We start from the raw sequence: 24,315 nt of genomic DNA on the forward strand, positions 1-24,315 counted from the left end.
CGACCTCCTCGCGCGATGACGCGACCCGGCCGATGCGGGTGGTGCGGCACGCGGACGGTGACCTCGTACGGAATCGGGTCAGCGTCCCTCGGGCGCGGTGGACCACAGGCGGTCTGGGTCGTCGCGCCACTCCAACCACTTCGGATCGTTCAGGACTCCGTCGGGGTCAGGGATGCCGAGCGCTTCGAGGAAGACGACCAGATCGTGGTCGGAGTAGGCGGTGCCCAGGATCTCGTCACGGCCTCAGCGGTAAACCGTGACCCGCCGGCCGCCCACCGCCGAGGGACGATGGACGACGACCGGCGCGCTGCGCATGCGCTCCACCCCGCAGTCGGTTTCCATGCCTGGCCATCGTGCGCGCTGGCCGTCGATCACCCCGCCCGCCGGGCGGCCGGGGTCGCGCTGTGGACGTTGCGCTGGGCCAGCTCCTTCAGTTCCATCCGGGCAGCCGGGGTTCCTTCCGATCCTCTCCAGAACGGGTGGTCGGCGATCCGGGCCGACAGCTCCAGCAGACGGCGGCGGCCTTCGGTCGGGCTGGCGGCCGAGGAACCATCCGCGAGCTGCCGGTAGGTGCTGTACCAGGCGGTCTGGTCACGTAGGAGGTCAGGGGGGAAGTCGTACGGGCGCATAGCAACTATTAGATCGGATGTTCGATTACAAGGGCAATCGGCCACGCAGGCGTCTTCCGCTACCCCTCAGCGTGTGTCCCGTGCCACCGATCTTTGGTCTCGTGCCACCGAACTTTGACGGACGCGACTTTGTGTCATCGAAGTTTGATCACGCCTGCTCAGGAGCCAGTGCCGCCTCCAGGAGCTGCACGGAGGTGGCCTGCGTCTGGTCCGGTGAAGTCGTCAGTCGAGCTGGGGCGACAGGCGCCGGCAGTCTTGCCACTTCGGCGGCCGTCGCCCCGGCGTGTCCGCCCCGGAGGTCCGGAGGGGATGGTGCGGGGTCAGTCCCAGGCGGAATCGGCCAGGTTGAACTTGCCGGGCTGAGCATCCTTGTGGAACCGCAGGCCGTCGTCCCAGAGCATCAGGGGCCGGCCGGTTTCGCGGTCCTTCTGCCAGATCTCGTAGTAGTTGCCCATGTCGTAGAAGGTGACCGGTTCGGCCTTGGAGGCGATCGGGGTGAGCCAGCCGTTCTTCGAGTCGAGCCATTTACCCTTCTCGGTAGCACAGGTGACCTGGAGGTAGCCGCCCCAGTCACCATCCTTGGACCACGCCCCGTCGGCGACCCTCACCCACAACGTGGTGCCCTGGCCGTGCCACCGCTCGCCCTCGGTCAGCAGGACGTGCTCGCCCTTGCTCTCGTCCCACCGCGCAGTGGGAGCGACCTCCCGGATGCCCAGGCGGCCGCCGTCCTTGAAGCGCACTGTGGTCTCGGAGGACCGCCGGGGACGGTAGCGGGTGTCGGGCAGCTCGGCTTTGGACGTCTCGATCTCGAAGACGCTCCACGCGAACTTCCGCAGGGACTCGTTGCCCTGCTCGCTGACCTCCCGGTCGGTGCGCACGAACTCCTTGAACGCCTCCTCGTCACCGGCGGCGTCCTGGACCCGCGCCACGATCCGGCGGAGACGCTCCCCCTCGGAGCCGGCCGCGTGCACCTTCGCCGTCTCCCGCCCCTTCTCCTGCGCGGCGGGGTCGAACCCGATGCGGGGCCCCCTGTCCCCCTTGTTTCGCTGCGGCGTGAGGTAGGTCAGGATCTGCTCGTCGACGCGCCGCTTCTTCTCCTCCTGGTGGGTCGCCTCGATCTCAGCCACCTTCTGCGGGTCCAGCTCCTTCACCTCTGTCGGTGCGTTCTCGTCGGAGAAGATCATGAAGCTGCGCTTGCGCGGGTATCCCATGAAAGCCCCAATCGGTTACGAAGTGGCACGAGTCGTTACGTTACGTGTGAACAATAGGGCCGGGTTCGCGGCGCGAGCGGGGCCCGGGCGCCACCCGATCGAGTGCCCGGAGTCCAAGGTCGAGCCCGACTCGACGCGCGCCTCGGAGCGCCGCGCTGGGGGCCGAGGGGACCAGCATCGCTCAGACTTCGATGGCACGAGCTCAAGGTTCGTTGGCACAGGACACTGTCCCCTGACAGATAATCTTGACCGATTAGCAAGCGATCTTGACCGACCGTGGCGAAGCGATGGCACGCACCCTTGTTCGCCAGGAGGTACGGCCGCTCGCGAGTGCCCGATTGCGAATGAGCGACCGTACCTCTTGGCGGTCAGGCGTTCGGAGCCCGGAACGCGGTGAGACGGGCGATGCCTTCCTCGACCGACTTCCAGGAGCCGGTGAAGGTGAGGATGGCGACTGCGCTGTTGGGGAAGCCCGAGCGGTTCATGCGAGACATGAGATCGCCTTCGGCCTCACCCGCGAGCGCCTCAGCCAGACCCTGTAGACCGGGGTTGTGGCCGACCACCACGAGTTCGGCCACGTCCTCCGAGGTCTCGTTGAGGACAGCGATGATCTCACCGACGCTGGCCTCGTACAGGCGCTCCTCGTAAACGGTCCGGGGACGCTCGGCGAGTTCGGGAACGATGAGTTTCCAGGTCTCCTTGGTGCACGCCGCGGTCGACACGACGGCGAGATCGGGGGTGGCGCCGCTGCCGACGAGCCATCGACCGGTCTCCGGGGCCTCCTTCCGACCCTGATGCGACAGCGGACGCTCGTGATCGTCCCCGTCGTTCTCCTCCGACTTGGCGTGACGAACGAGCACGATCCTGCGCGTCGGATCCGTGGACACGGCGCTCTCCCTCCATGCGACAACCCGGTCGATTCGACGCTAATGAAGCCCACCCTCCAACAAGGACAGAACTCGCTCCCATCATCCGAAAGAGCTCGGATCACGAGTCGCTAGGGGAAGCCTCATCTGACGCAACACCCCCCGCGGGTCAATGGCACGTGTCAATCGGTCAAGATCGGATGACAGAGGACACCCTCAGCGTGAACCAGCCCCACCAGATGGTCCGGCGCACACTAGAGGTGGAATAACCAGGGCGTTCGTTCGATTGGCTTCCTTGCAGAGATCGCGGGAGGGGGCGCTGGTGGCTGAGCTGATGATGTTCCGGCAGGACGCGGAGGGACGGGATGTCGAGCTGGCCGGCTCGACGGTTGCGCTGGAGGTGGAGCTGCAGCGGCGGGTCGAGGCCGGCCTGGAGCAGATGCTGGGCGTCCGTTTCCTGGCCTCGGAGTATCCGACCGGGCCTTGGCACCGGGGGCGGATCGACACCCTGGGGCTCGATGAGAACGGCAGCCCGGTGGTGATCGAGTTCAAGAAGGGCTCGGACAGCGGGGTGATGTCCCAGGCTGTCTCCTACCTGTCCTGGCTGGAGTCGGCGCACCACGAGTTCGAGGCGCTCGTGCGGAAGGTGCTGGGGGCGGAGGTGGCCGAGTCCGTCGACTGGCGTCGTCCGCGGATGATCTGCGTCGCGGCGGGCTTCTCGCACCACGACCGGGTGGCGGTGCAGAGGTTGCCCGAGCGGATTGACCTGGTGCGCTACCGGATCTTCGACGGTGGCCTGCTGGGGCTGCTGCTCGTGGACTCCGCGACCGGCTTCCCGAGCGCTGCCTCGCCTCGCCGGGGCCGGGAGCGGGCCCCCGTCGTGGACAGCGTGCCGACGGCTTCGGTGGTCTCTCCGCCTGCGGGTGGAGGAGCGGTGCCGGAGTGCCTGCGGGACCTGTACGCGGAACTGGACGAGGCGCTCACGGCATGGGGCGAGGTGGAGGTGGCGTCCCTGCGGCACTACATCGCCTATCGGCGGTTGGTGAACGTGGCGTCGGTGATCTTCCGTCCGAAGCACGAGGCGATACTGGTGTACCTCAGACTCGACCCGGACACGGTCGAGTTGGAGGAGGGCTTCACCCGGGACATGCGCGGTATCGGGCACCTCGGGACCGGCGACTTGGAGGTGCGCGTCGTCTCGGCAGCCGACTTGGAGAAGGCGGCGCCGCTGATCCGGCGGGCGTTCGAGGCGGCCTGACGTAACAGGAGGGGCGGCTGGTGCATCGGTTAGTCGATGCTCCAGCCGCCCCTTTGGCGTCTGTGGGCCGCCGGCCCTGGCCTCTCTTCGCTCTCACGCTCATGCCTCCGGTCCGGCCAGCTCGAAGTCGTCCTTCGTCAGTTCGGCCCGCAGCCGCTCCTCCGCGACGTCGGCGTAGTGCGCGGACAGCTCGACGCCCACGAAGCGGCGTCCCTCGCGCAGGGCCGCGACCCCGGTGGAGCCGCTGCCGGTGAACGGGTCGAGGACGGTGCCGCCCTCGGGGCAGACCTGGACGAGCTGCTGCATGACCTCGACCGGCTTCTGGGTGATGTGAACCCGGCCCTTGCGGGGCTGGGAGGCGATGTAGTGGCCGGGCAGGTAGAGATCGCGGGTGTTGTCGAGGGAGCCCTTGACGCCCCAGATGATGAACTCCGAGTCCTGCTTCGGCCCGCCCTTGCGGGGCCGGCTGGACGGCTTGATCCACGGAATCGTGCCGCTCCAGGTCCATCCCGCCATCTGCAGGGCGTCGGAGGTGGTCGGCTCCTGTCGCCAGTCGGTGAAGACCATCGCGACCGCGTGCTCGGTCGAGGCCCGGTACGCCTCGGTGAGCAGTTCGGTGAGCCAGGAGCGGTAGGAGCGCTGGTCACGGTTCTCACCCGGGAAGTTGGCGAGGTCGTGCGCCGAGTTGCTCGTGACGTACTTGGCACGTGCGGTACGGCCGGTCCGGTCGGAGCTGGTGCGGCCCCCGGAGTTGTACGGCGGATCGGTGATCACCGCCTGGACGCTCTCGTCCGGGAGGGACTTCAGGACGATCAGGGCGTCGCCTCGGTGCAGCGTGTAGCTCATGGGGAGGGCCTCTCTTCGGGCGCGGCGGAGTCTGGACCTGCTCCGGACAGCGCTCAACGGCGTGCATCCGGTGCGAGGTTGCAGCGGAGGTTAACGGCGAATTCCGGCCGCGCCTAACGAGGTGGCTCCCTGCTTCGGGCCCCTGAATGGCAGTCGTTTGGCGCGGCCGGAATCCCGGTCTACTGTCTCGCCGTGCCACCGGGAAGGAGCACTGCTCCACCCCCGTTGAGCTGTGCTTATCCGTGCTGTCTCGTCCAATCGAGCAGCGTCGGAGGCATGTTGCCCATCGTCCGCGAGTGCCGTGAGGAGGCTCCTGTGCATTGCCTGAGATTACGAGCGCGGCTGGCTGCCGCGCGTGACCTGAAACCGGCGTCCTGGAGCTACCAACTCCTCTGACGCGGGCCCGCCGAGAGGCGGATGCACATCGGCGCGGTGCCGACGGCTTTGCACGAGAGGTCGGCACCGCGTCTCCTTCGAACACCGAGGAGCCGCTGCGATGCAGCATGCCCTGACACACCCGCGCCCCGACCCACCTCCGTCGTCTGGTCCGCACCGCCGTCGCGCTGAACGGCGGCGGCCGTGAAGAAGACGACGGGAGCCCTCGTCGGTCTGTGCGCCACCGGACCGCTCCTGCTGGCACTGCCGATCCTCGGCATCGGCGCCGGGACCGCCTCGGCCTCGTGCTCGACCGACAGTGCACAGGGTGTGGACGCCTCCGCCGTCGCCAAGCAGGTGAAGGCCATCCTGGACGGCGGCGACAAGGGCTCGGTCTCCGTACCGGGTCTGGACGCGCCAGCCGACCAAGTGCCCAACGCCAAGACGATCCAGGCCACGGGTGTCGCGATGAACCTCCCCGCCCGAGGGCAGGTCGTCGCCCTGGCGACCGCGCTGCAGGAGAGCGGCCTGCGGAACCTGACCTACGGCGACCGCGATTCGCTGGGCCTCTTCCAGCAGCGGCCGTCGATGGGCTGGGGCACAGCCAGCCAGATCCTCGACCCGGTGCACGCCTCGACGAAGTTCTACGAGGGGCTCAAGAAGGTCTCCGGCTGGCAGTCCCTCTCTGTCACCCAGGCCGCGCAGGCGGTACAGAAGTCGGGCTTCCCGGAGGCGTACGCCAAATGGGAGCCGCTGGCCACCGCCCTGCAGAAGGCCATCGAGCCCCTGCTGCAGAAGGCCGGCGGCGCATCGCCGAGCCCGTCGCCGTCCGGCTCTGCCGACACCGGCAGCCCCTCTCCCGATTCCGCGGGGGGTTGTTCGGCGGACGGCGACGGGACGGACTTCGGCACCATCCCGGCGGGCGCCCTGCCGGACGAGTACAAGATTCCCGCCTCCGCGCCGCCGAAGGTACAGACGGCGATCCGGTGGGCGCTCGGCCAGCTCGGCACCCCGTATCAGTGGGGCGGCACGTGCACCGACTCCCACGGCAAGAACCCGATGGGCCGCTGCGACTGCTCCTCCCTGATGCAGGGCGCGTACAAGGCCGCCGGGGTCACCCTGACGCGGACCACGTACACGCAGGTCAAGGACGGCAAGGCCGTCTCGGTCGATGCCCTCAAGCCGGGCGACCTCCTCTTCACCGAGGGGACGGCCGCCGTACCGGAACACGTCGGGATGGCGATCGGGCAGGGCCTGATCGTCCACGCCCCGCACACCGGTGACGTCGTACGGATCACCACCGTCGCGTCCTGGAAATCGCGGATTCTCGCGGCCCGCCGAGTCGTCTGACCGGCGCTCCTCCCCCTCCTCACCTCCCCTCGCACCGCTGGTTCGCCCCTCCGGGCTTTGGCGTGCGCTCATTCGAACTGGAGTTCCCGTGTATCTCGCTGAACAGGTCATACAGCTCGCCTACGACCCCGGAATCAAGCCCAACGAGGGCGGGCTCCCTGGCCTCAACGTCCTCAAGCAGGTGATGGGCTCGATCAACTTGTTCGGACTCATCGCCGTGGTCGGAGCCCTCGCCGTCAGTGCGGGCGTGTGGGCCTGGGGTCACCACTCCGGTGGTCACCAGGCCGAGGCGAACGGGAAGAAGGGCGTGCTGGTCAGCGCGGGCGCGGCCCTGCTGCTCGGTGCGGCCAACGGTGTAGTGGCGTTCTTCTCGACGCTCGGGACGCAGGTCCACTGATGGCTCAGCACTCCACCCACCCCGGCGGCGCATCTCGCGTGCGCCGCCGGGCGCTGCTCGGCACTGCCGTCCTGGCGGTGCTCGTCGCCCTCGCCGGCCTGGCCGCCTACCTCACCCGCGAGGGCCGAAGCCCCTCCGATACTGCGGCGCCACCGCCGAGTTCGCCCACGGCATCCTCGTCGACCGCGGCGCCGTCCGGGCCGCACACCCGGCCCCGCGCTCTGCCCGTTCCGCCGAAAACCCACGACCCGATCACGTACGGGAAGGCCGCCGCCGCAGCGCTGTGGTCGTACGACACCCGTGCGTACGCGCAGCCCGAGCTGCGCAAGGCGCTGCGCGGCTGGCTGACCACGGAGTCGAAGTACGCCGACCCGGCCTCCGTCGACCAGGCGGTCCCCTCGGCCGTGCTGTGGAAGGAGATGGCGGCCAACAAGCAGGTCGCCACCGCCAAGATCAACGAGGGGCACTTCCCGCACGCCTTCACCCAGGCCCTCCAGGACGACCCCGGGGCGATCACCCAGGCGTACGTCTACGCCGTCACGGTCTCCGGCAAGCAGTCGATTCGCTGGAAGGGCTCGGCTGCCGGCGGCGCGGAGAGCCGGTCCACCACCCTCGCGGTCCAGTGCCGGCCCAACCACTCCTGCGCCCTGGTCGGCGTCATGCCGTCCGTCGCGCCCTGACCCTCGCCCCAGAACGGAGGTACGACCCATGGGAGTCTGCGACTTCCCGCTGATGGACAAGGTGTGCGGCGCTGTCGACTTCGCCACCAACCCCGCCGGCACCGTCACCGACGGTCTCGGCGCGTGGATCGCGAAGTCGGCGGGCGAGCTGGCGTCCAGCGCGGCCGACCTTGCCGCCAAGGCCGTCAACAAGACGACGGCCATCGACCTCAACGCCGGGTGGTTCCGCGACAACTACGAGCTGCTGCTGCCCATCGGCCTCGCCCTGACCGTCGGCATCTTCTGCATCCAGCTCATGACCGCGGCCTGGCGCCGAGACGAACGTGCCCTCGCCAAGGCGGCGTTCGGCACCATGACCGGAGTCCTGTTCAGCTTCTCCGCCATCGCTTTCACGACCGTCGCCATCACCGTGGTGGACGCGCTGTCCGACGGCCTCTTCAAAGCCGCCAACACCTCGATCGACGACGCGATCCGTCGTGTGATCAAGGTTGATCAGATGGGGGCCATGTACGGCCTCGGCTGGGGTGTGCCCGCGCTGGTGGCCTTCGGGTGCGCGATCGGGGCCTTCCTCTACTGGGGCGTGATGGTGGCCCGCAAGGTCGGCGTCCTGATCATGGTCGCGCTCGCGGTGTTCGCCGGGGCGGGCGGCGGCTGGGAAGTCGCCAAACGGTGGCGGCGCGGCTGGATCGAGGCCACCGGCACCCTGATCGTCTCCAAGCTGTTGATGACCGTGGTCTTCCTCATCGGCGTCTCCGCCATGGGCAAGACCGACGCCAGCGACGGAATGGCGGCCCTGTCCGACGCGATGGCCGGCATCGTCGTGATGGTCCTGGTGTTGCTCTGCCCCTACGCGACGTACAAGTTCGTCCACTGGGCCAGCGACGGCGGCGGCCACGACGACATGCACCGCACCGGTGTCGCCGGCATGGCGGTCGCCGCAGGAGCCGCGAAGACCGCAGGCAGCCTCGCGCTGCGGGCCGGTACCGGCGCCCCCGCTCCGCAGGGTCCGAACCAGGTCCCCGGCGCGGGCACCGATGGCGTCGCCTCCGGCATCAACCCCTCCGGCGGCAACCTCAGCAAGGAGGGCATCGACGCCGGGCCGCCCAAGCAGCAGACCCGCTTCCGGTACGGCGAAGACCCGGACGCGAGCGGCGACAAGGGCCGGGCTCTGATCCAGCGTCCCGGGATCCCGCCGCTGATCACACGTCCTGGCGAGGACGAACCGGAAGGGTCCGAATCGGCTGCCCAAGGCGTTGCGGGCGGCTCCGGTCACCTCGCAGCCGCATCGGCTCCGGGCGGCGACATGACCTCCATGCCGCCGGCCGACCCCGGACCTTCGGCCTCGGGCACTCCGGCTTCCGGGTCCGGTCCGTCGGCCACCGGCTCCGCGACGCCGACGAACTGGGTGTATCCCACCCAGCCGCCGTCGGGTTCCTGACCCACATCCCCGGGGGCGGGCCGCACTCCACGGCCCGCCCCCGCCCCCACCAGCAGGAAGGTTTCGCCATGACGTCCAGAAGAGCGCCGCGCGCCCCGTCCTCCGCCCGCTCTCACCGTCTGGAACCACCATGTCCGGCAAGCACCAGTCCTCCACGCCCACCGTGAAGTTCCCGCACCGCAGCAGGCGCGGCGTCCTGCTCGGCCTGTCCGTCCCGCAGTTGGCCGTCGCCGGGCTCACCGGCCTTCTCCTTCTCGCCGTGATCCTCGCCCGCGGTGTGGTCGGCGCCCTCCAGCTCATCCCGCTGTGGGCCGTGATCGCCCTGCTCGTCTTCGTCCGCCACCGAGGCCGTGCTCTGGCGGACTGGGCCCCGATCGTCGTCCGGTACGCGCTGCGCCGGATGCGAGGCCAGCTCGTCTGGCTCACCCGGCCCTCTCGCCGGCCGACCCGCGAGGGCCTGCTCCACCTTCCCGGCACCGCTGCCAGCCTGCGCGTGACCACTGCTCCCGACGGCAAGTACGGCGCCGTCCACAACCCGCACACCGGGACGCTGACCGCGGTGGTCAAGGTCTCCTCCCGCGCCTACGCCCTGCTCGACCCCGGCACCCAGCAGGCCAACGTCGGCGGCTGGGGACGCGCGCTGGCAGCTCTCGCCCGTACCGGGCAGATCGCCCGCATCCAGGTGATCGAGCGCACCGTCCCCGACTCCGGCGACGCGCTGCGCCGCTACTGGGAAGAGCACGGCCGCCCCGACACCCCGATGGCCGGCGCGATCTACAACGAGCTGATCCAGAGCGCCGGTCCCGCAGCCGCCCCGCACGAGGCGTACGTCGCGGTGTCCCTGGACACCAAGGCGGCCCGTCGGCTGATCAACCAGGCTGGCGGCGGTCTCACCGGTGCCTTCAGCGTCCTCGCCCAGCTCACCTCCACGTTCGACCAGGCGGCGCGGACCGCCGGTCTCACCCCGACGGGCTGGCTCACCGCCCGCGAGATCGCCGCCGTGGTGCGCACCTCCTACGACCCGAAGGCGCTGGCGACACTCGACCGCTGGTCCACGGCCGGTCGCCCCGAGGCCGAGCCCGCCGCCGCCGGCCCCGTCGTGGTCGTCGAGAAGGCGGACCACATCGCAACCGACTCCGCCGTGCACGCCACCTACTGGGTGGAGAACTGGCCGCGCACCGAGACCAGCGCCGGCTTCCTGCACCAGCTCCTGTTCACCGGCGGGGTGCGGCGCACGCTGTCGCTCTCCTACGAGCCGAAGAACCTCGACGCCGCCCTGCGCGACGTGCAGCGCAAGAAGTCCAGCGTGATCGCCGACGCCGCCGAACGGGCCCGGCGCGGCCAGGTCGACTCCGAGGCGGACTCGATCGAGTACCAGGACATCAAGTCCCGCGAACGCCAGCTCATCGCCGGGCACGCCGACGTCGCCCTGACCGGTCTGCTGACCGTCTCGGCCGACACCGAGGACGAGCTGCGCACCGCCTGCGCCGTCGTGGAGACCGCCGCTGTCGGCGCCCAGCTCGATCTGAGGCCGCTGACCTGGCAGCAGGCCGAGGCGTTCACCGCCGCCGCCCTGCCGCTCGCGCTCGCTGCCTGACCCTTCCCTTCGAAAGAGCACCCTCATGTCCCGCACCGCCAGCCCGACCGCGCAGGACTTCGTGCCCTTCGCCACCGCCGCGCTCGACTTCCACCGGGCGCTCAACATCCCGGGCGGCCCGCTGGTCACCACCCGGGCCGAGCTGGACGCCCTGCACGCCCACCTCGTCTCGCTGTACGGGCTGCTCGACGCCCACACCGGTCGCACCGGGCAGCTCGTCGCGGTCGAGGGCGACCAGCTCCGTACCGCCCGCACCCGCATCTGGCAGGCCGCCGAGCACCTCCACGCCGCCTACCACGCGGCGCCCCGGCCGGACTCCGGCGAGATCCCCGCACCAGAGGCGTGCCAGGCCAACCTTCCGGAGGGAGCACCGGAACTGACCATCTGCCAGCGCCACCAGCGCACCGCTCATCTCGTCCGGCGGCGCACCACCCCGGCCGACCTGCACGCACCGTTCACCGGCCTCGTCCGCCGCTGACCCACCCCTCATCTGGAGAAACGCTCATGCCCCGTACCCGCGCCAGCGCCTCCCCCCTGTTCGTGCCCCGTAAGACGACACGCGCCGAACAGCGAGCCGCCCGAGCCGGTTTCACCGAAGCCCGCCGCCAGGCACGCCTCGCCGGAAACCCGCCCAAGCACCGCGCCGAGCAGACCCTCGACCCGGATCTGCGGCCCACCTACCCGCCCGCCGGTCGTCCCGGTCCGGCCTCCGCCCGCGGCGGCAAGCTCGCCCTGCCCGCCCACCGGATGACCACCGCCACAGCCAGCGGCGCGTACCCGTTCGTCGCCGAGGGCGGCCTGGGCGCCGAAGGGGTGTTCATCGGCCGCGATGTGCACGCGGAGGCGGCCTTCTGCTTCGACCCGTTCTCGCTCTACAACAGCGGCAGGGTGGAGGGCTTCACCAACCCCAACGCGGTCCTGGCCGGGATCATCGGCATGGGCAAGTCGGCGCTGGCGAAGTCGATCGCCACCCGGTCGATCGCCCACGGCTACCGGATCTACATCCCCTGCGATCCCAAGGGGGAGTGGACCGGCGTTTCGCATGCCCTCGGCGGCTACAGCATCGCCCTGGGCCCGGGGCTCCCCGGCCGGTTGAACCCGCTGGACGCTCCGGCCCGTCCCGCCTCCGTGAGCGAGGAGGACTGGTTCACGGAGGTTCGCAAGCGCCGTCTGCTGCTGCTGGCCAGCCTCGCCCGCACCGTGCTGAAGCGCGACCTGCTGCCGATGGAGCACACCGCCCTCGACCTGGCCCTGGATCTGGTCGTCGCTGACGCCGTCGCCCGGGGCACGGTGCCGCTGCTCGGCGAGATCGCGCACGTACTCGGCTCCCCCGAACGCCTCGACCACGCCCTCGGCCACCAGGCGGGGCACCTCGGTTCAGCCGCCCAGGACCTCGCCCACGCCCTGCGACGGCTCGTGCACGGCGACTTGAGCGGCATGTTCGACGCGCCGAGCACCGTGTCGTTCGACCCGACCACACCGATGCTGTCCATCGATCTCTCCCGTCTCGGCGGCTCCGGTGACGACACGGCACTGGTGCTCGCGATGACGTGCGCGAGCGCGTGGATGGAGTCAGCCCTCAGTGATCCCGATGGTGGTCGGCGCTGGGTGATCTACGACGAGGCGTGGCGGCTGATGCGGCACGTCGGGCTGCTGGAGCGGATGCAGAGCCAGTGGAAGCTCTCCCGAGGGCTGGGCATCGCGAACCTGATGGTGATCCACCGGCTCAGCGACTTGCTCTCGGCGGGCGACGCCGGTTCACGCGGCCGGGTCCTGGCCGAGGGGCTCCTCGCGGACTGCAGCACGCGCATCATCTACCGCCAGGAGCCCGACCAGCTCGCCGCCGCTGCCTCTCTGCTCGGCCTGACCGGCGTCGAGACCCAGGCGGTGTCCGCCCTGACCAAGGGCCGAGGTCTGTGGAAGGTCGCAGGCCGCTCGTTCATCACCCAGCACATCCTCCACCCGGCCGAGCGGGAGCTGTTCGACACAGACGCCCGCATGGCCGCCTAGCCCAACGACCAGCACAGCAACGGGAATCGATCATGTCTGCTTCTTCCACTCCTTCCTCCGGTGACAACCAGCCGTCGCAGGCCACCGACCCTTTGGCGTGGCGACGGCACCTCCCGGCACTGGCCTCGGCCGCCGCCGGGATCAACGAGGCGTGCGACGCCTGGGACGCGGTTTCGGACTCCCTCTGCGACGCGGACGGCTGGCCGCTGGACGACAAGGTCTACGGGGACGGGAAGGTCAAGCGGGACGCCGAAGCGTGGAAGCACGCCGAGGTGTTCCTCGACCACGGACCCGAGGTGCTGGCCGGGGTCCGCGCCGCCGCCGACGGCCCCGACTACGTCGAGGGGCCGATCAGTGACGACCTCCGTCGGATACGCGGGATCGACACCATCCTGTTCCGGGCGGAGGAACTGCGGCACGAATGGGCCGACGTCATGGCGCTTATGGACGGTTCGCAGCCGAGCGTGCTCCACCTCTACAAGGAGCATGCCGAGGAGCACCGCAACACCGAAGGCTGGCACTACTCACACGAACTCGGCTCCAAGGGACCGGCGTTGGTGCGCGTCGGCGAATACCTCGCTCACCGAGCGGACACCGAACGGCCGGCGCAGACCGAGCGGGCTCGCGTCGCCCTGACCCGCTCGACGCACAACGCCCCTGCCGGATCACCTGCTTCGCCCCAGCTCCCGCCGGCATCGCAACCGCCGGCTCCCGGTCGCTCGCGGTGATCCCTAGCACGCAGTCACGGCAGCGCCAAACTGCCCGATCACCAGATCCTCGTGGTCCACCGCGCTCCTTCAAGCTCCACGCCCCGTCGGCTCCCGCCGTGCGGCGGGACGTTCGCAACGGAGAACTCCATGCACCTCGAAACCTCGCTCCCGACCGCCGTGTCCGATCCGCGTCGCATTCAGGCTGCCCTCTGTTCCGCGCTCGGGCAGCGCGGCCTGGAGGGCACCGTCGAGTACGGCCTCAGCGACTACATCGTCCACGCCGAGCTTCCCGACGGCAGTTCGCTGATCATCTCGCCCCCGCAGGAGCCACCCTCCGAGCACCCCGAGACCCCGGAAAGCTGGATGGTCACCCGGCACCGGTCCGCCGAGCCCGCCGTCTACGAGGTGATCTACGACTCCGAGCCGGACGGTCCGCATGCGCGTCACGGCGGCAGCGTGCCGGATCTCCTCTCCGCTGTCGACGCCCGCCTGGACCAGCTTGGCGTACCGACACGCCAGGAGCAGGAACGTTCCGGCGAGGCGCGCGCCGCCACCGTGCTCCCGCCCGACTCCGCTCCATCCCGGGCGAGGGTCGCTCTCGCCTCTTCGCCGTCGGTCGGCCAGCGCGTGCTCCCGACCGGTCCGCCGCCGGAGTCTTCCGCGCGGGCCGCGCCGCCGCCGGCCAGTTCCTCATCCGCTCCCCGGCTCTGACCGACCGCGATCCAGGAGTCCTCCGTGCACCGCACCCTCAGAACTGATCCGCCCGTCGCCCGCACCTGTAACCGCACCCGCCTCGGATGGATCTGCCATGCCCAGCCACTACGACGTGCTGCCCGACCTGGCCTTCGGCCACCACCCCGTCCACGGCATCGTCGCCGCGAACCCGAAGAACCTCGCGGCCAGCACCTGGATGCTCAGGGGATTCGACTTCCATCCCGTCCCCGACCAGCCGACGTTGTACGCGCTAGCCGACCAGAACCGTGACGGACACGGCCGTACGAGCCGGGCCATCGAGCTGCTGCGCAAGGCCGGCTACCAGGTCGACGTGGACGTCGCCCTTGACCCTGCGCTGGCGCCCGAAACGGCACAGGTACGCGACCGCGGTCCGCTCGGTGAACCAGACGTCGCCTTCGCCGATCACCCGCAGCTCGGCATCGTCGCAGCCTTCGACGACCGTGTCTCCGGCCTCAGCGGGCTGGCGCTGGTGGAGGACGGCTGGCGGCACAACTCGAGCCTGGACATCTACACGCTCCCCGCGACCACCGATCGCGTCGAGGCGCTGGAGAAAGTCGCCGCCGCCACGGTGGCCCTGCACCGTTCGGGGCTCCAGGTCGCAGTGCAGCCCCGCCTCGCTCAGGAGGTGACGGCTCGGCCCCGCCCTGCTGCCACGCCGACCACCGGCCGTGAGCGCGGTCGTGGTCCCGCCCGCGCGTCTCCGTTGAGCGCCGCCGCACTCGCCGCCAGCCCGGCCCGTGCCGGAATCCCGGGCAGGGCGCCGGTCCCCGCCGCCGTCTCCACACCGGCGGTCCGGCCGGTTGACCCCCGCGTCGCGTACTCCCGCGACCGCTGATCCGACTCCTCAAGGAGGCCCTTCCATGGCAGTGAAGACGATCTGGCCTATCGACCACACCTGCGGTCACCATGCCGACCGCGACCTGTCCGACCGACCGGCTGACCGACGCGCCGGCTTCGCCGAGTGGCTCGCCAGGCAGGAGTGCACGGACTGCTGGCGCGCCTCGAACGAGGGCGACGAGCAGGACAAGGCCGCCTGGCTCAAAGCGAAGCGCGCCGAGGAGCAGACGGCGTCCGAAGCCTGGTCCGAGCAGTACCGGATGCCTCCCCTGGAGGGAACCGAGCGGGCCGTTCCCTGGGGCGTGCGCTGTCGTCACCAGATCCTGACCAACGCCTACACCGCACTGGTCACCGAAGGCACAACCAGCGAAGCGGAGTGGGCGGAGATCGAGGAGAACGCCCGTACGGTGACCCGTGCCGGGTGGTGGATAGACCAGAGGTCGTCCGAGCCCGAAGACCTCACCGAACTGCTCCGAGCCGCCACCGGGGCCGACCGGCCGACAGAGAATCCCTTCTTCTGACCGACCGGGTGCCCTGCTGCGGCGGGGCACCCGGCTGACCGCCACCGTGCGGCCTCTACCAGCGAATCTCGGCCGGACCAAACCCCGGATTTGCCGGACGCTCTGCCCACTGGCCCACCTCCAACGGGTCCTTCGCTCCCTCTGCCCCGGAGACTTCCGTGCCTACCTCGATCACCATCACGTCCGAGTTCAGCGGCAGCGTCGTTGCCAAGGGCGCTACTGATGACCTCTCCGCGCAGCTCCTCCGTCACGCCGGTTTCAAGCAGATCGACGACTGGCACGGCCGACGCCATCGCCTGCCCACCACCACTCCGCTCGCCGACCAGGTCGCCATCGCCAGCCACGCGGCCGAGATGCTTCGAGCTGCTCGCTATGACGTCACCCTTCCGCCGTCCCTCGACACGGCCCGGATGAGCCCTCCGGTGCATGCGCTGGGGCCCTACGCCGCCGGAGCCGAACTCCTCAGCATCACGGACCAGATCCGTGCGGCCGAAGACGGAGCCAGCCTTCAGCGGGCAGTCGACCACCTCCTTCACCCCGAGCACGGTGCGCTGGAGCGTGTCCGGGAGGCGCTGGAAGCAGCGGGAGAACAGGTCAACGACCTGGACGACGACGCGTATGCGCTCGCCGACCGGTTCGGCTTCGCCTCGGAGTTCGTCAGCTCGGCCCAGTCCGAACTCGTCGACTCCGAGGCCGAGCTACGCCGCGTCGGCGCCGCTTCGACGAGCTACTCCCCAGCACCGACCGCCCGTGATCACCGTGGTGCCGCTCTCGCCACTTCTCCTGCGGCGAACCAGGCCAAGGTCTCCTCGGCGTCCAGTTCCCCGTCGGCGCCTTGCTCTGCGACGGGTCACCCACCACGCGCCTCACCCCCCCGACGGTGACCCCGGCCGCCCTCTCCGCCGTCGGCCTCCAGTACGTCGCGCGCCCCCGCTCGACTCACCCGTCAAGGACCACTCACCCGAAGAGGCAAACGTGCCCGAGTACTACTCCAGCATCGGCGAGGCCGTCGGTGCGGCCATGCAGCACAACATCCGGCTCGCCCACCGCAGCGCGGCACCGGGCTCCGACAAGCCGCTGCAGGTCAGGCGCCTGCCCAGCGCTTCCGCCGATCCGTACTCGGTTCGCGGGATGATTTCTCGCCTCCACGAGGACGCCTCGCCCGATGAGGTGGCGGGCATCATCGAGGAGGTCAACGGCGCACTGGTCGGGGCTCTGCCCGAGCTGACCGAACTCGTCGCCTCTGCCGCCGACTGGACTCGCGCCCGTCTCGACTTCGACGACCCGCATCACAATCCGACTTTCGAGACGTGGACCCGACTGGCAGCCGCGTACGGGATGCTCCAAGACGTCCGTGAGCAGTTGGAAGTCGCCGAGGACGGTCTCGCTGCCTGTCCCGCAGAGCGCACGGACCCCCGGCACCATCAGATGGTCAACGTCTTGCGCAGCCGGGAGTTGCTCGACGATGTCCTCGGTGCCGAGGCTGCTCCTGTGCCGTCCGCTGCCCAGAACGTCGATTCAGACCGGCAGCGGGCGGCCCGCGCCTCGTCGCCGCACGCCGGAACATCGCCGTCGACCGGCAGCCCGCCGGCCACCGCAGCACCTCCGCCCGCGCCTCGTTCCGCCGGCCGACCCCGCTGAATCGTTCCACCTCAGACGTCCAGGAGTACCCCCATGATCTGCACGAGAGCCGAGCGCGCCCCGCCCCTGCCCGCTCGCACACCCAAGGAACCGCCGTGCCTTCCCCGCGCACCAGCGCGCCCTCGACCACCACCGGGTCGGACGCGCTCCTCTACCTCCTGTTCGGCATCCTCGGCGCCGCCATGGCCTTCGGCTCCCTGGCCTGGCTGACCGGAAATCTCACCAACACCTTGGTCGGGAGCGGGACATGGTCCCCCTTCCGCATAACGGACGCGCTGCTGCACCCGGAGGTGCTGTGGCCGGCCCTGAGCACCAGCATGCTGATGGTCGGCGCCCGCGTCGTCCCCGCCCTGTTCACCGTTGCCCTGGTCGTCACCGCTGCCGTGCTGTGGATGCGGTGGCGGGCCGGGTCCAAGTCCGGCCTCGCCCGGAAGGCGGACCTGGCGCCGCTGCTGGAAAAGGAAATCGTCGCCAAGGCGAAGAGCCTGCGCCCGAGCCTGGGCGGCCGGGAGAGTAAAAGAGGTCCTGCCCGCTGACCGCGGCATCCTGCTCGGCACCCTCGATCCCGGCCGTGCGGAGGTCCGCGCGTCCTGGGAGGACGTGATCGTTGCGATCATGGCCCCCCGTTCCGGCAAGACGTCCGGGCTGGCGATTCCCGCGATCCTCTCGGCACCGGGCCCGGTCCTGCTCACCAGTAACAAAGCCGCGAACGACGCCTTCACCACCACGGTGGACGCCCGTGCCGAGGTCGGCACGATCTGGACCCTCGATCCGCAGCAGATCGCCCACCACCCGCGTGAGATGTGGTGGGACATCCTCGCTGACGCCCGCGATCTCGCCGGGGCTAAGAGGTTGGCGGGGCACTTCGTGACCGCGAGCGTGGACGAGTCGAGCGGCTCCGACTTCTGGTCCACCGCCGCCAGCAACACCCTCGGTGCCCTCTTCCTCGCCGCCGCGTCCCACCGGCGGCCGATCACCGACGTCCTGGCCTGGCTCGCGATGCCGGCCGACCGCACCCCGGTGGACCTGCTCACCGACGCCGGCCACCATGCGGTCGCCGCCCAGCTCCAGGGCACCGTCTCCGGCGCGACCGAAACGCGCGACGGCATCTATGAGACCGCGAGGCAGTACGCGAGCTGCCTGCTCGACCCGGACGTCGCCGCCTGGGTCACTCCCAACGACGACCTTCCCGAGTTCCAGCCGTTCGCCTTCGCCACGTCCCGCGACACCTTGTACCTGCTGAGCAAGGACGGCGGCGGCAGCGCGTCCGCGATCATCGCTGCAGCGGCCGACGCCGTGATGCGCGCGGCCGTGATCGTGGCCGAGCGCTCCGGCGGGCGACTCGACCCGCCCGCCCTGTGCGTCCTCGACGAGGCAGCGAACGTCTGCCGCATCTCGGACCTCCCTGATCTCTACAGCCACCTGGGCAGCCGAGGCGTCATCCCGATGACGATCCTGCAGTCCTATCGTCAGGGCCAGCGGTGCTGGGGCGAGGCCGGTATGGATGCCCTGTACTCCGCCGCCACCATCAAGATCATCGGATCTGGCATCGACGACGCGGACTTCGCCGACCGGCTCAGCCGTCAGGTCGGCGATCACGACGTCCAGACCACCTCGGTGTCGACCAGCGAGGGCGGGAAGTCCACCTCGGTGAGCATGCGCACGGAACGGATCCTTCCGCCGGACGCCATCCGCGCCCTGCCCAAGGGCAAGGTTCTGCTGCTGGCCACCGGCATCCGGGTCGCCATGCTCAACCTCAAGCCCTGGTACAAGGAGCCCTCCGCCAAGGTGGTCGGCCCGGCTTCCGCTCGCGCCACGAAGGCCATCACCGAGCGTGCCCTCGCGAAGAGCATCGGCCAAGACGATCTTGGACTGTCGGCATGAGCGCGCCCACACCACAGCAGGGGCGGTTGGCCCACGCTCCGGTCGTCCTGCGCGGTGGCCGGTGGTGGCTTGACGGCGAGGCAGGCTCGGTCCCTGCCTCCGATCCCGCCTTCACTGCCGTCTTGGACGACTTCGCGCTGTCGATGGCCGCTGCCGACCAGGCAGTCGCCAACCTCCGCATCCGGCAGGACAAGGCGTCCTGCGCTGATCCCGGAGGCCGGTGGTGAACCCGCTGATGAGTGCCGAGCAGGCGGTCCTCGGTGCCGCACTCCTCGACCCCGAGCAGCTCACGCACCTGGAGTGGCTCGCTGCGGACCACTTCTATCGGCCCGTCCACCAGGCGCTGTTCGCCGCGCTCCGCAAGCTGCGCAACGACGGGCATCCTGCGCTCTCGGCCGCTGGTCCGTTGCCGCTGTCGTGGGTGACCGACGCGGTCGAGGAGGCCGGACAGCACGTGCGCGGGCTGACCGCGGCGTACGCCCACACCCTGATCCAGGCGTGTCCCCGAACCGAGCACGCCCCGGTGTACGGACGCATGGTGCTGGAGGGGGCGATTCACCGCACCGTCGCCCAGCACGCGATCCGTCTCCACCAGGCGGCTCGGGCCGACGCCGTCCAGGGCGAGGTCGAGGGAGCGTTGCGCACGGCGGACGTCCTGACCGGCGTACTCACCGACCTTGCGCGACGCTGGGGAACCGACCCTCGACCGGTCCCACCCACCGCTGGCCCCTCTGCCGCCACGCACATCCCGCCTCCGGCGCAGAGCGGCCAGGTCGCCGAGGACGAGCAATTCCTCCTGGCCGTCCTCGCCGAACAGCCGGGGGCCATGGGCGAGGTGGTGGCCTGGCTGCGGCCGGGAGACTTCGCCGACCCGACCCACGGGCAGCTCTACCGGTGCCTGGGCGCGCTGCACCACCGGGGCGAACCCATCGACCGGATCACCCTGCTCTGGGAGGCCCAGCGACGCGGTCTGCTGGCCGACGGCACTGTGTCGAGCGAGCAGCTGACCGCCGTCTGCGAAGGCATGGTCCCCGGAAGCGCTGACTGGTTCGGACAGCGGGTGATGCGCTCCTCCGTCACGCGCACCGCCGCCGCCTCCGCGCGAGCCATCCGGATCCTGGCCCAGGACGAGGCTCTGGGGCCCGGCCGGCTGATCAACCACGCTCTGCACGAACTCGGTCCGCTCGACGAGGTACGTGCCCGCTGGGTCACCGCGAACAGCAGTCCGGCTCCGAAGACCACGGCATCCGCTCCGTCGGCGGCCGAGCCGCCGCCCGACCGAGTGAAGGCCGCCCGCGCCCGCAGCACACCCCGCCCAGGTGCGTCACCCCCAGCCCCGGCCAGCCATCTCCCCACGCTGTCGACGGCCCGACCACCCTCGCGCGGCCACCCGTGAGGCCCCCTCCCCACCAGCCTCTTCTGCCCCTGGAACTCGTCTTGATCTATCCCATCTCCGCGCCCGCGCTGGACCTACGTCCCACGGCCCCGAGTCTCGCCGCCCCGTTGATCGGGTCTCTCTGCTCGGGGTACGGCGGCCTCGACCTGGGCGTGCAGTCCGCGCTCGGCGGCACGCTCGCCTGGCACGCCGAGGTAGACCCGAACGCCTCACGCATCCTGGCCCGCCACTGGCCCGGCGTCCCGAACCTGGGCGATATCACCGCCGTCGACTGGTCCACCGTCCCCCGGGTGTGCGTCCTGACGGCCGGCTTCCCCTGTCAAAGACGTCTCGGTCGCCGGCCGCCGGGCCGGACTCAGCGCCCAGACCCGCTCCGGGCTCTGGCTGCACGTCGCCCGTGCGGTCGCAGCCCTCCGACCCTGCCTGGTTGTGATCGAGAATGTGCGCGGCCTCCTCACCTCCCCCGCCGGTTCCCCTGGCGACGTGGAACCCTGCCCGTGGTGTCTGGGAGACACCGCAGGTCAGCCTGCTCTGCGGGCACTCGGTGCCGTACTCGGATCCCTGGCCGACCTCGGGTACGACGCGAAGTGGCTCGTGCTTCGTGCCTCCGACGTCGGGGCCCCACACCGCCGCGAGCGGACCTTCCTCGCCGCATGGCCCGCCGGGCACCCTGCTGAAGACGCCGACCAGCAACATCGGGAAGAACGGCGGCAGCCAGCATCCATCGAAGCGGAAGAGCGGGGGGCACGGTCCGAACCTGGCCGACGAGGTCGAGTGGCTGCTGCTGCCGACGCCGAAGGCGTCGGACGGGATCAAGGGCTCGCCGAACCAGCGGCACGGCAATGGCGACATGACGCTGCCCAGCGCGGCTGCGTCTCTGTTGCCGACGCCGAGGGCGAGCGACACGGGCACCCCGGGCCGCCGCCCCGGGAAGGGATGGCGGCCTCCCTTGTCGGCGGTGGTCCTGCCCCTTTGGGCGGAGGAGACGCCGGAGGCGGGGACGCGGACCGGCGATGGGGAGCGTACGGATCCGCCATCACCCGATGGGAGAGCCTCACCCGCCCGGCCCCGGCTCCCACGGACGCGGCCGGTCGGCTCCGCGCGGACTTCGTGGAGTGGATGCAGGGCCTCGACGCCGGCTGGGTCACCGCGACTCCGGGGCTCGGCCGTCCAGCGCAGCTCACCGCGCTCGGCAACGGCGTAGTCCCACAACAGGCTTTGCGCGCCTTGCAGTTGCTGGCACCACCCTTCCCCCGCTGTCCCCGCTGCGCCGACCGATAGCGCTCCACTACCGCGTTTTTCCGGCCGGACCAAACCGCTGATTCTCCGGATCCTCTCGGGCATGTCGCCGTCTCACAGATGGAGCACACCCCCATGGCCGACACCAGCCCGACCTCCCCCGGCCCCGAGCCGTACCGCGTCCCCGACGCAGACCTCGACGACCTCGCCAGCACCCTCGCCAAGACCATGGCCGAGGTCAGGCAGCACGGCGTCATCCTCGACCGCCTCGGCTCCGAGCCCGACCTCGGCGCCATCCAGCCGCCGGACGGCGCTCCGGAAGCCGAGGCGGCTGACGGGAAGAAGCTCGACGGCCCCGCCTCGGTGTTCATCCTCGCCCTGGGCGGCAAGGAGTACGCCGTCGAACTCGCTGCCCTCAGCGACTGGGTGAACTACCTCTTCCTGCCGGTGTACGGCCGGGAGATCAGCACGAGCCGTCCCTGGTGCGCGCACTGGCACGAACACCCCGAGGCCGTCGCCCGGCTCCACGCACTCTGGCTCGCCTGGCAGCAGTTCACCGACACGGAGGCCGGCCTGTCCGGCCCCTCGACCTGGCACCGCGACCACCTGGACCAGACCCTGGCGCACCTGCGTGCGCCCGACGGACCGTTCGCGGCCTGCACGACCAGCGCAACTCGCCCCAATCACCGGGTGCTGGCCACCCCGGCGCCCGAGCAGGCGGGGGTGGCGGCGTGAACGACACTCTCGACTTCGGCCTCGACGATCTCTCGCCGGTCGACGACGACTCCGAGGAAGCGATGGAGGCTCTCTGGGCTGGCGACCTGACGGTGCTGTCCCAGCACCACACCACGCCCAACGGTTCGCACAGCTTCGTCCTCGCCCACGACCGATCGGTCACCTGGGGGATACCCGGCGAGCCACAGCTTGTTGCGATCGCGGTCGCTCGGGATCTGCGGCAGTCCACGTTCACGTTCGAGACGAGTCACCACGCCACGGCGTCCTTCGCGCAGAACTGGCTGGCAGAACGCGGCTGCCCGCTCGAACGGATCGCACTGCACGGTGGCGACTACATCGAGCCCGCCGACGACCTCACCCTCCAGGTGGAACAGCAGATCCAGAAGTCGGGCACCCGCTACGAGGTCCTCGACACCTACACCTCTGACGACAACCCCAGCGAGGCGTGGACACTCGTCAACGACTCCCAGGCCACCCAGGCACCGGTTCGCCTCTTCTACGAGGAGTGGAACCACGGTGCCGGCACGTACACGATGCGCGAAGGCGCCTTCCCCGAGGTCGGCGTCGCCCAGACCTGGCTGGACGAGCGCAGCGAACCGCTGCCCGAGCCTCCGGAGTACAGCGACCACAACGGTGCTGTCGTCCGGGCCCGCATCGCCCGCATCGCCCTTTCCCGGTCCGCCGGCACCTCTCCGACACCGCAGACCGGGCTCGACGCGCCCCGCGCGTCAGCGGCGGTACCGGTCCAGCGCGCGGTCCAGGGGAGGCTGCTGTGAGCCGCGCCCGCTTCGCCTTCGCCGCGCACCCTGACGCCATCGCCGACCTGCGGGAACTCCCCTCCGAGATACGCGATTTGGCCTTGCTGGAGCTGCAGAACCTGGTCCACGGAAGCGACGACTGCTTGCCGTTGAAGGGCCGCCTGGCCGGCTTCCACAAGGTGTACGTCGACCCGGAGGTCTCTTACCGGCTGGTCATCCAGTTCCGTCAAGCGCCACCGACCTCGACCCACAAGCGCGAGATCTACCTCGTGGCGGCTGGCAGCCGGAAGGACTACGCGGTCTACCGCGCGGCCCACCTACGAACCGAGCCCCAGCAAGGGATCGGCCCGGACTCCGCCACGGAGGCCCGCGTGCAGGCCGCCCGGTCTCGCTCGACGCTCACCACCGAACGGCCGGCAACGGGCCGCGCGGCTGCCCCGTCACCAGCGCCGCCCTCGGCCACTGCTTCTCGAAAGGTCGCCCAGCGATGACCAACGACCGTACTGCGCTCACCCGTTCAGAGCTGGCGGATCTCCTCACCGAGGCCGCTCAGAACGTCGGCGGCATCCCTGCCGCCGAGTACCCGACGGCCGCCGCCCACTCCTACCTGCATCCCGTCTTGGGTCCGCTGGCCGCTGGGCCCCGCGTGATCACCGAGCTGAACGACCGGTTCGAGGGCTTCGTGGCCACCGAGCCCCGCCCTGCTGGTTCGGCGGGCCTGTTCGCTCTGGCCTCCTACGCCTCCGCGCTGGGGTGGCTCACCGAGTCGTTCGCCGAGCTGACCTCCTCGGTCGATGAGATCTGTACCCGCGTGGGCATACCCACGGAGCCACGCGCCCCGATCGTCGCTGCGCCCGGTGGTACTGAGCGGGACGACGAGTTCGACTTCGCCTTCAAAGCACTTGAGTTGGAGGCGGTCCGCAACGCAGCCGAGGCCGCCGGTCTCGCGCCGGACGACTACGTCGAGGTTCTCTCCCAGTCGCTGCTCGCCGCCGCCCGGATCACCGACGCCTGCATGGAGATCTCCAGCGGCCTGCTCGATGACGCCGATCTCCTCAGCGAAGTGAGCGACCGCCCTCGGCTCGACAACGATCCCGGGAGCCTGCCCGCTCTGGTTCGCTCCCTGCTCGCCCGGATGGAGACGACGGAGTGAACCCGTACGACGCAGACACACACCCTGGGCCTTATCTCGTCGTCGAAGT

General features: G+C 70.3%; 25 protein-coding genes and 2 pseudogenes. 23 read left to right on the forward strand and 4 right to left on the reverse strand.

The window, feature by feature from the left end; translation table 11 throughout:
• Window positions 1-371: 371 nt before the first annotated feature.
• The 3 genes from ACFUJY_RS00615 to ACFUJY_RS00625 form a co-directional block, all read right to left on the reverse strand.
• Window positions 372-629, reverse strand: a complete 258-nt coding sequence (locus ACFUJY_RS00615) for a hypothetical protein (protein WP_383292425.1) — start codon at window positions 627-629, stop codon at window positions 372-374.
• Window positions 630-949: 320 nt separating this feature from the next.
• On the reverse strand, window positions 950-1,840 hold the full coding sequence (locus ACFUJY_RS00620) for a hypothetical protein (RefSeq protein ID WP_383292427.1): 891 nt from the start codon (window positions 1,838-1,840) through the stop codon (window positions 950-952).
• Window positions 1,841-2,208: 368 nt separating this feature from the next.
• Window positions 2,209-2,727 (reverse strand): SixA phosphatase family protein, encoded by a 519-nt coding sequence (locus tag ACFUJY_RS00625; RefSeq protein WP_383292429.1) that lies wholly within the window; start codon window positions 2,725-2,727, stop codon window positions 2,209-2,211.
• A gap of 301 nt (window positions 2,728-3,028) precedes the next feature.
• Here ACFUJY_RS00625 and ACFUJY_RS00630 point away from each other — a divergent pair, with 301 nt between their 5' ends.
• The gene (locus ACFUJY_RS00630) at window positions 3,029-3,964 is read left to right on the forward strand and encodes a DUF5655 domain-containing protein (protein WP_383292432.1); all 936 of its coding nucleotides are present in this window, start codon (window positions 3,029-3,031) and stop codon (window positions 3,962-3,964) included.
• A 99-nt stretch (window positions 3,965-4,063) separates the two neighbouring features.
• Here the strand turns inward: ACFUJY_RS00630 and ACFUJY_RS00635 are convergent, their stop codons facing one another.
• Window positions 4,064-4,810: a DNA-methyltransferase gene (locus ACFUJY_RS00635; protein WP_383292434.1), complete on the reverse strand. Its 747-nt coding sequence runs from the start codon at window positions 4,808-4,810 to the stop codon at window positions 4,064-4,066.
• 579 nt (window positions 4,811-5,389) lie between these two features.
• On the opposite strand from ACFUJY_RS00635, the gene ACFUJY_RS00640 reads away from it, so the two are divergent.
• From ACFUJY_RS00640 to ACFUJY_RS00745, 22 genes and pseudogenes are all read left to right on the forward strand, one after another.
• Complete coding sequence (locus tag ACFUJY_RS00640) at window positions 5,390-6,535, forward strand: C40 family peptidase (protein WP_376639657.1); 1,146 nt, start codon at window positions 5,390-5,392, stop codon at window positions 6,533-6,535.
• Between the two features lie 88 nt (window positions 6,536-6,623).
• Window positions 6,624-6,932, forward strand: coding sequence for a DUF6112 family protein (locus ACFUJY_RS00645; protein WP_011029048.1), 309 nt, complete (start codon window positions 6,624-6,626; stop codon window positions 6,930-6,932).
• Window positions 6,932-7,612, forward strand: a complete 681-nt coding sequence (locus ACFUJY_RS00650; RefSeq protein WP_383292436.1) for a hypothetical protein — start codon at window positions 6,932-6,934, stop codon at window positions 7,610-7,612. Before ACFUJY_RS00645 ends, ACFUJY_RS00650 begins: the two co-directional genes overlap by 1 nt.
• Window positions 7,613-7,640: 28 nt before the next feature.
• Window positions 7,641-9,050 (forward strand): ATP-binding protein, encoded by a 1,410-nt coding sequence (locus tag ACFUJY_RS00655; RefSeq protein ID WP_363202051.1) that lies wholly within the window; start codon window positions 7,641-7,643, stop codon window positions 9,048-9,050.
• Between the two features lie 130 nt (window positions 9,051-9,180).
• Window positions 9,181-10,647: an SCO6880 family protein gene (locus ACFUJY_RS00660; protein ID WP_383292439.1), complete on the forward strand. Its 1,467-nt coding sequence runs from the start codon at window positions 9,181-9,183 to the stop codon at window positions 10,645-10,647.
• 25 nt (window positions 10,648-10,672) lie between these two features.
• On the forward strand, window positions 10,673-11,125 hold the full coding sequence (locus ACFUJY_RS00665) for a DUF6238 family protein (protein ID WP_383292442.1): 453 nt from the start codon (window positions 10,673-10,675) through the stop codon (window positions 11,123-11,125).
• A 26-nt stretch (window positions 11,126-11,151) separates the two neighbouring features.
• Window positions 11,152-12,657, forward strand: coding sequence for an ATP-binding protein (locus ACFUJY_RS00670; RefSeq protein WP_383292444.1), 1,506 nt, complete (start codon window positions 11,152-11,154; stop codon window positions 12,655-12,657).
• A 32-nt stretch (window positions 12,658-12,689) separates the two neighbouring features.
• Window positions 12,690-13,385, forward strand: a complete 696-nt coding sequence (locus ACFUJY_RS00675) for a hypothetical protein (RefSeq protein ID WP_383292447.1) — start codon at window positions 12,690-12,692, stop codon at window positions 13,383-13,385.
• Between the two features lie 129 nt (window positions 13,386-13,514).
• Entirely contained in the window at window positions 13,515-14,078 is a 564-nt protein-coding gene (locus ACFUJY_RS00680; RefSeq protein ID WP_383292450.1) for a hypothetical protein, read from the forward strand.
• 97 nt (window positions 14,079-14,175) lie between these two features.
• Window positions 14,176-14,937, forward strand: coding sequence for a hypothetical protein (locus ACFUJY_RS00685; RefSeq protein WP_383292453.1), 762 nt, complete (start codon window positions 14,176-14,178; stop codon window positions 14,935-14,937).
• 25 nt (window positions 14,938-14,962) lie between these two features.
• A complete protein-coding gene (locus ACFUJY_RS00690) occupies window positions 14,963-15,460 on the forward strand; it encodes a hypothetical protein (protein WP_200717982.1) in 498 nt (165 codons plus the stop codon).
• A gap of 158 nt (window positions 15,461-15,618) precedes the next feature.
• Window positions 15,619-16,344 (forward strand): hypothetical protein, encoded by a 726-nt coding sequence (locus ACFUJY_RS00695; protein WP_383292455.1) that lies wholly within the window; start codon window positions 15,619-15,621, stop codon window positions 16,342-16,344.
• A gap of 91 nt (window positions 16,345-16,435) precedes the next feature.
• Window positions 16,436-17,101, forward strand: coding sequence for a hypothetical protein (locus ACFUJY_RS00700; protein WP_354824963.1), 666 nt, complete (start codon window positions 16,436-16,438; stop codon window positions 17,099-17,101).
• Window positions 17,102-17,196: 95 nt separating this feature from the next.
• Window positions 17,197-17,637: a hypothetical protein gene (locus ACFUJY_RS00705; protein WP_383292457.1), complete on the forward strand. Its 441-nt coding sequence runs from the start codon at window positions 17,197-17,199 to the stop codon at window positions 17,635-17,637.
• 79 nt (window positions 17,638-17,716) lie between these two features.
• Window positions 17,717-18,985, forward strand: a complete 1,269-nt coding sequence (locus ACFUJY_RS00710) for a type IV secretory system conjugative DNA transfer family protein (RefSeq protein ID WP_202432747.1) — start codon at window positions 17,717-17,719, stop codon at window positions 18,983-18,985.
• A gap of 223 nt (window positions 18,986-19,208) precedes the next feature.
• Window positions 19,209-20,381 (forward strand): DnaB-like helicase N-terminal domain-containing protein, encoded by a 1,173-nt coding sequence (locus ACFUJY_RS00715; RefSeq protein WP_383292461.1) that lies wholly within the window; start codon window positions 19,209-19,211, stop codon window positions 20,379-20,381.
• Window positions 20,382-20,533: 152 nt separating this feature from the next.
• Window positions 20,534-20,635, forward strand: a pseudogene (locus ACFUJY_RS00720) (DNA methyltransferase); the annotation flags it as partial.
• 121 nt (window positions 20,636-20,756) lie between these two features.
• A pseudogene (locus tag ACFUJY_RS00725) lies at window positions 20,757-21,662 on the forward strand (DNA cytosine methyltransferase); the annotation flags it as partial.
• A gap of 93 nt (window positions 21,663-21,755) precedes the next feature.
• A complete protein-coding gene (locus ACFUJY_RS00730; protein WP_383292464.1) occupies window positions 21,756-22,355 on the forward strand; it encodes a DUF4913 domain-containing protein in 600 nt (199 codons plus the stop codon).
• Window positions 22,352-23,131, forward strand: a complete 780-nt coding sequence (locus ACFUJY_RS00735) for a glycosyl hydrolase (protein WP_383292467.1) — start codon at window positions 22,352-22,354, stop codon at window positions 23,129-23,131. The genes ACFUJY_RS00730 and ACFUJY_RS00735 overlap by 4 nt, the downstream gene beginning before the upstream one ends.
• Entirely contained in the window at window positions 23,128-23,604 is a 477-nt protein-coding gene (locus ACFUJY_RS00740; RefSeq protein WP_088576577.1) for a hypothetical protein, read from the forward strand. The genes ACFUJY_RS00735 and ACFUJY_RS00740 overlap by 4 nt, the downstream gene beginning before the upstream one ends.
• Complete coding sequence (locus tag ACFUJY_RS00745; RefSeq protein WP_383292470.1) at window positions 23,601-24,266, forward strand: hypothetical protein; 666 nt, start codon at window positions 23,601-23,603, stop codon at window positions 24,264-24,266. Before ACFUJY_RS00740 ends, ACFUJY_RS00745 begins: the two co-directional genes overlap by 4 nt.
• Window positions 24,267-24,315: the final 49 nt, after the last annotated feature.

The organism is Streptomyces sp. NPDC057249 (assembly GCF_042669245.1).
Classification (GTDB): domain Bacteria; phylum Actinomycetota; class Actinomycetes; order Streptomycetales; family Streptomycetaceae; genus Streptomyces.

Excerpts from the sequence above, each read along its gene's own strand:
- ACFUJY_RS00615 (WP_383292425.1), bottom strand. The coding sequence starts at position 629 with ATGCGCCCGTACGACTTCCCCCCTGACCTCCTACGTGACCAGACCGCC.
- ACFUJY_RS00620 (WP_383292427.1), bottom strand. The coding sequence starts at position 1,840 with ATGGGATACCCGCGCAAGCGCAGCTTCATGATCTTCTCCGACGAGAAC.
- ACFUJY_RS00635 (WP_383292434.1), bottom strand. The coding sequence starts at position 4,810 with ATGAGCTACACGCTGCACCGAGGCGACGCCCTGATCGTCCTGAAGTCC.
- ACFUJY_RS00650 (WP_383292436.1), top strand. The coding sequence starts at position 6,932 with ATGGCTCAGCACTCCACCCACCCCGGCGGCGCATCTCGCGTGCGCCGC.
- ACFUJY_RS00655 (WP_363202051.1), top strand. The coding sequence starts at position 7,641 with ATGGGAGTCTGCGACTTCCCGCTGATGGACAAGGTGTGCGGCGCTGTC.
- ACFUJY_RS00660 (WP_383292439.1), top strand. The coding sequence starts at position 9,181 with ATGTCCGGCAAGCACCAGTCCTCCACGCCCACCGTGAAGTTCCCGCAC.
- ACFUJY_RS00665 (WP_383292442.1), top strand. The coding sequence starts at position 10,673 with ATGTCCCGCACCGCCAGCCCGACCGCGCAGGACTTCGTGCCCTTCGCC.
- ACFUJY_RS00670 (WP_383292444.1), top strand. The coding sequence starts at position 11,152 with ATGCCCCGTACCCGCGCCAGCGCCTCCCCCCTGTTCGTGCCCCGTAAG.
- ACFUJY_RS00675 (WP_383292447.1), top strand. The coding sequence starts at position 12,690 with ATGTCTGCTTCTTCCACTCCTTCCTCCGGTGACAACCAGCCGTCGCAG.
- ACFUJY_RS00680 (WP_383292450.1), top strand. The coding sequence starts at position 13,515 with ATGCACCTCGAAACCTCGCTCCCGACCGCCGTGTCCGATCCGCGTCGC.
- ACFUJY_RS00685 (WP_383292453.1), top strand. The coding sequence starts at position 14,176 with ATGCCCAGCCACTACGACGTGCTGCCCGACCTGGCCTTCGGCCACCAC.
- ACFUJY_RS00690 (WP_200717982.1), top strand. The coding sequence starts at position 14,963 with ATGGCAGTGAAGACGATCTGGCCTATCGACCACACCTGCGGTCACCAT.
- ACFUJY_RS00710 (WP_202432747.1), top strand. The coding sequence starts at position 17,717 with ATGGCCCCCCGTTCCGGCAAGACGTCCGGGCTGGCGATTCCCGCGATC.
- ACFUJY_RS00730 (WP_383292464.1), top strand. The coding sequence starts at position 21,756 with ATGGCCGACACCAGCCCGACCTCCCCCGGCCCCGAGCCGTACCGCGTC.
- ACFUJY_RS00745 (WP_383292470.1), top strand. The coding sequence starts at position 23,601 with ATGACCAACGACCGTACTGCGCTCACCCGTTCAGAGCTGGCGGATCTC.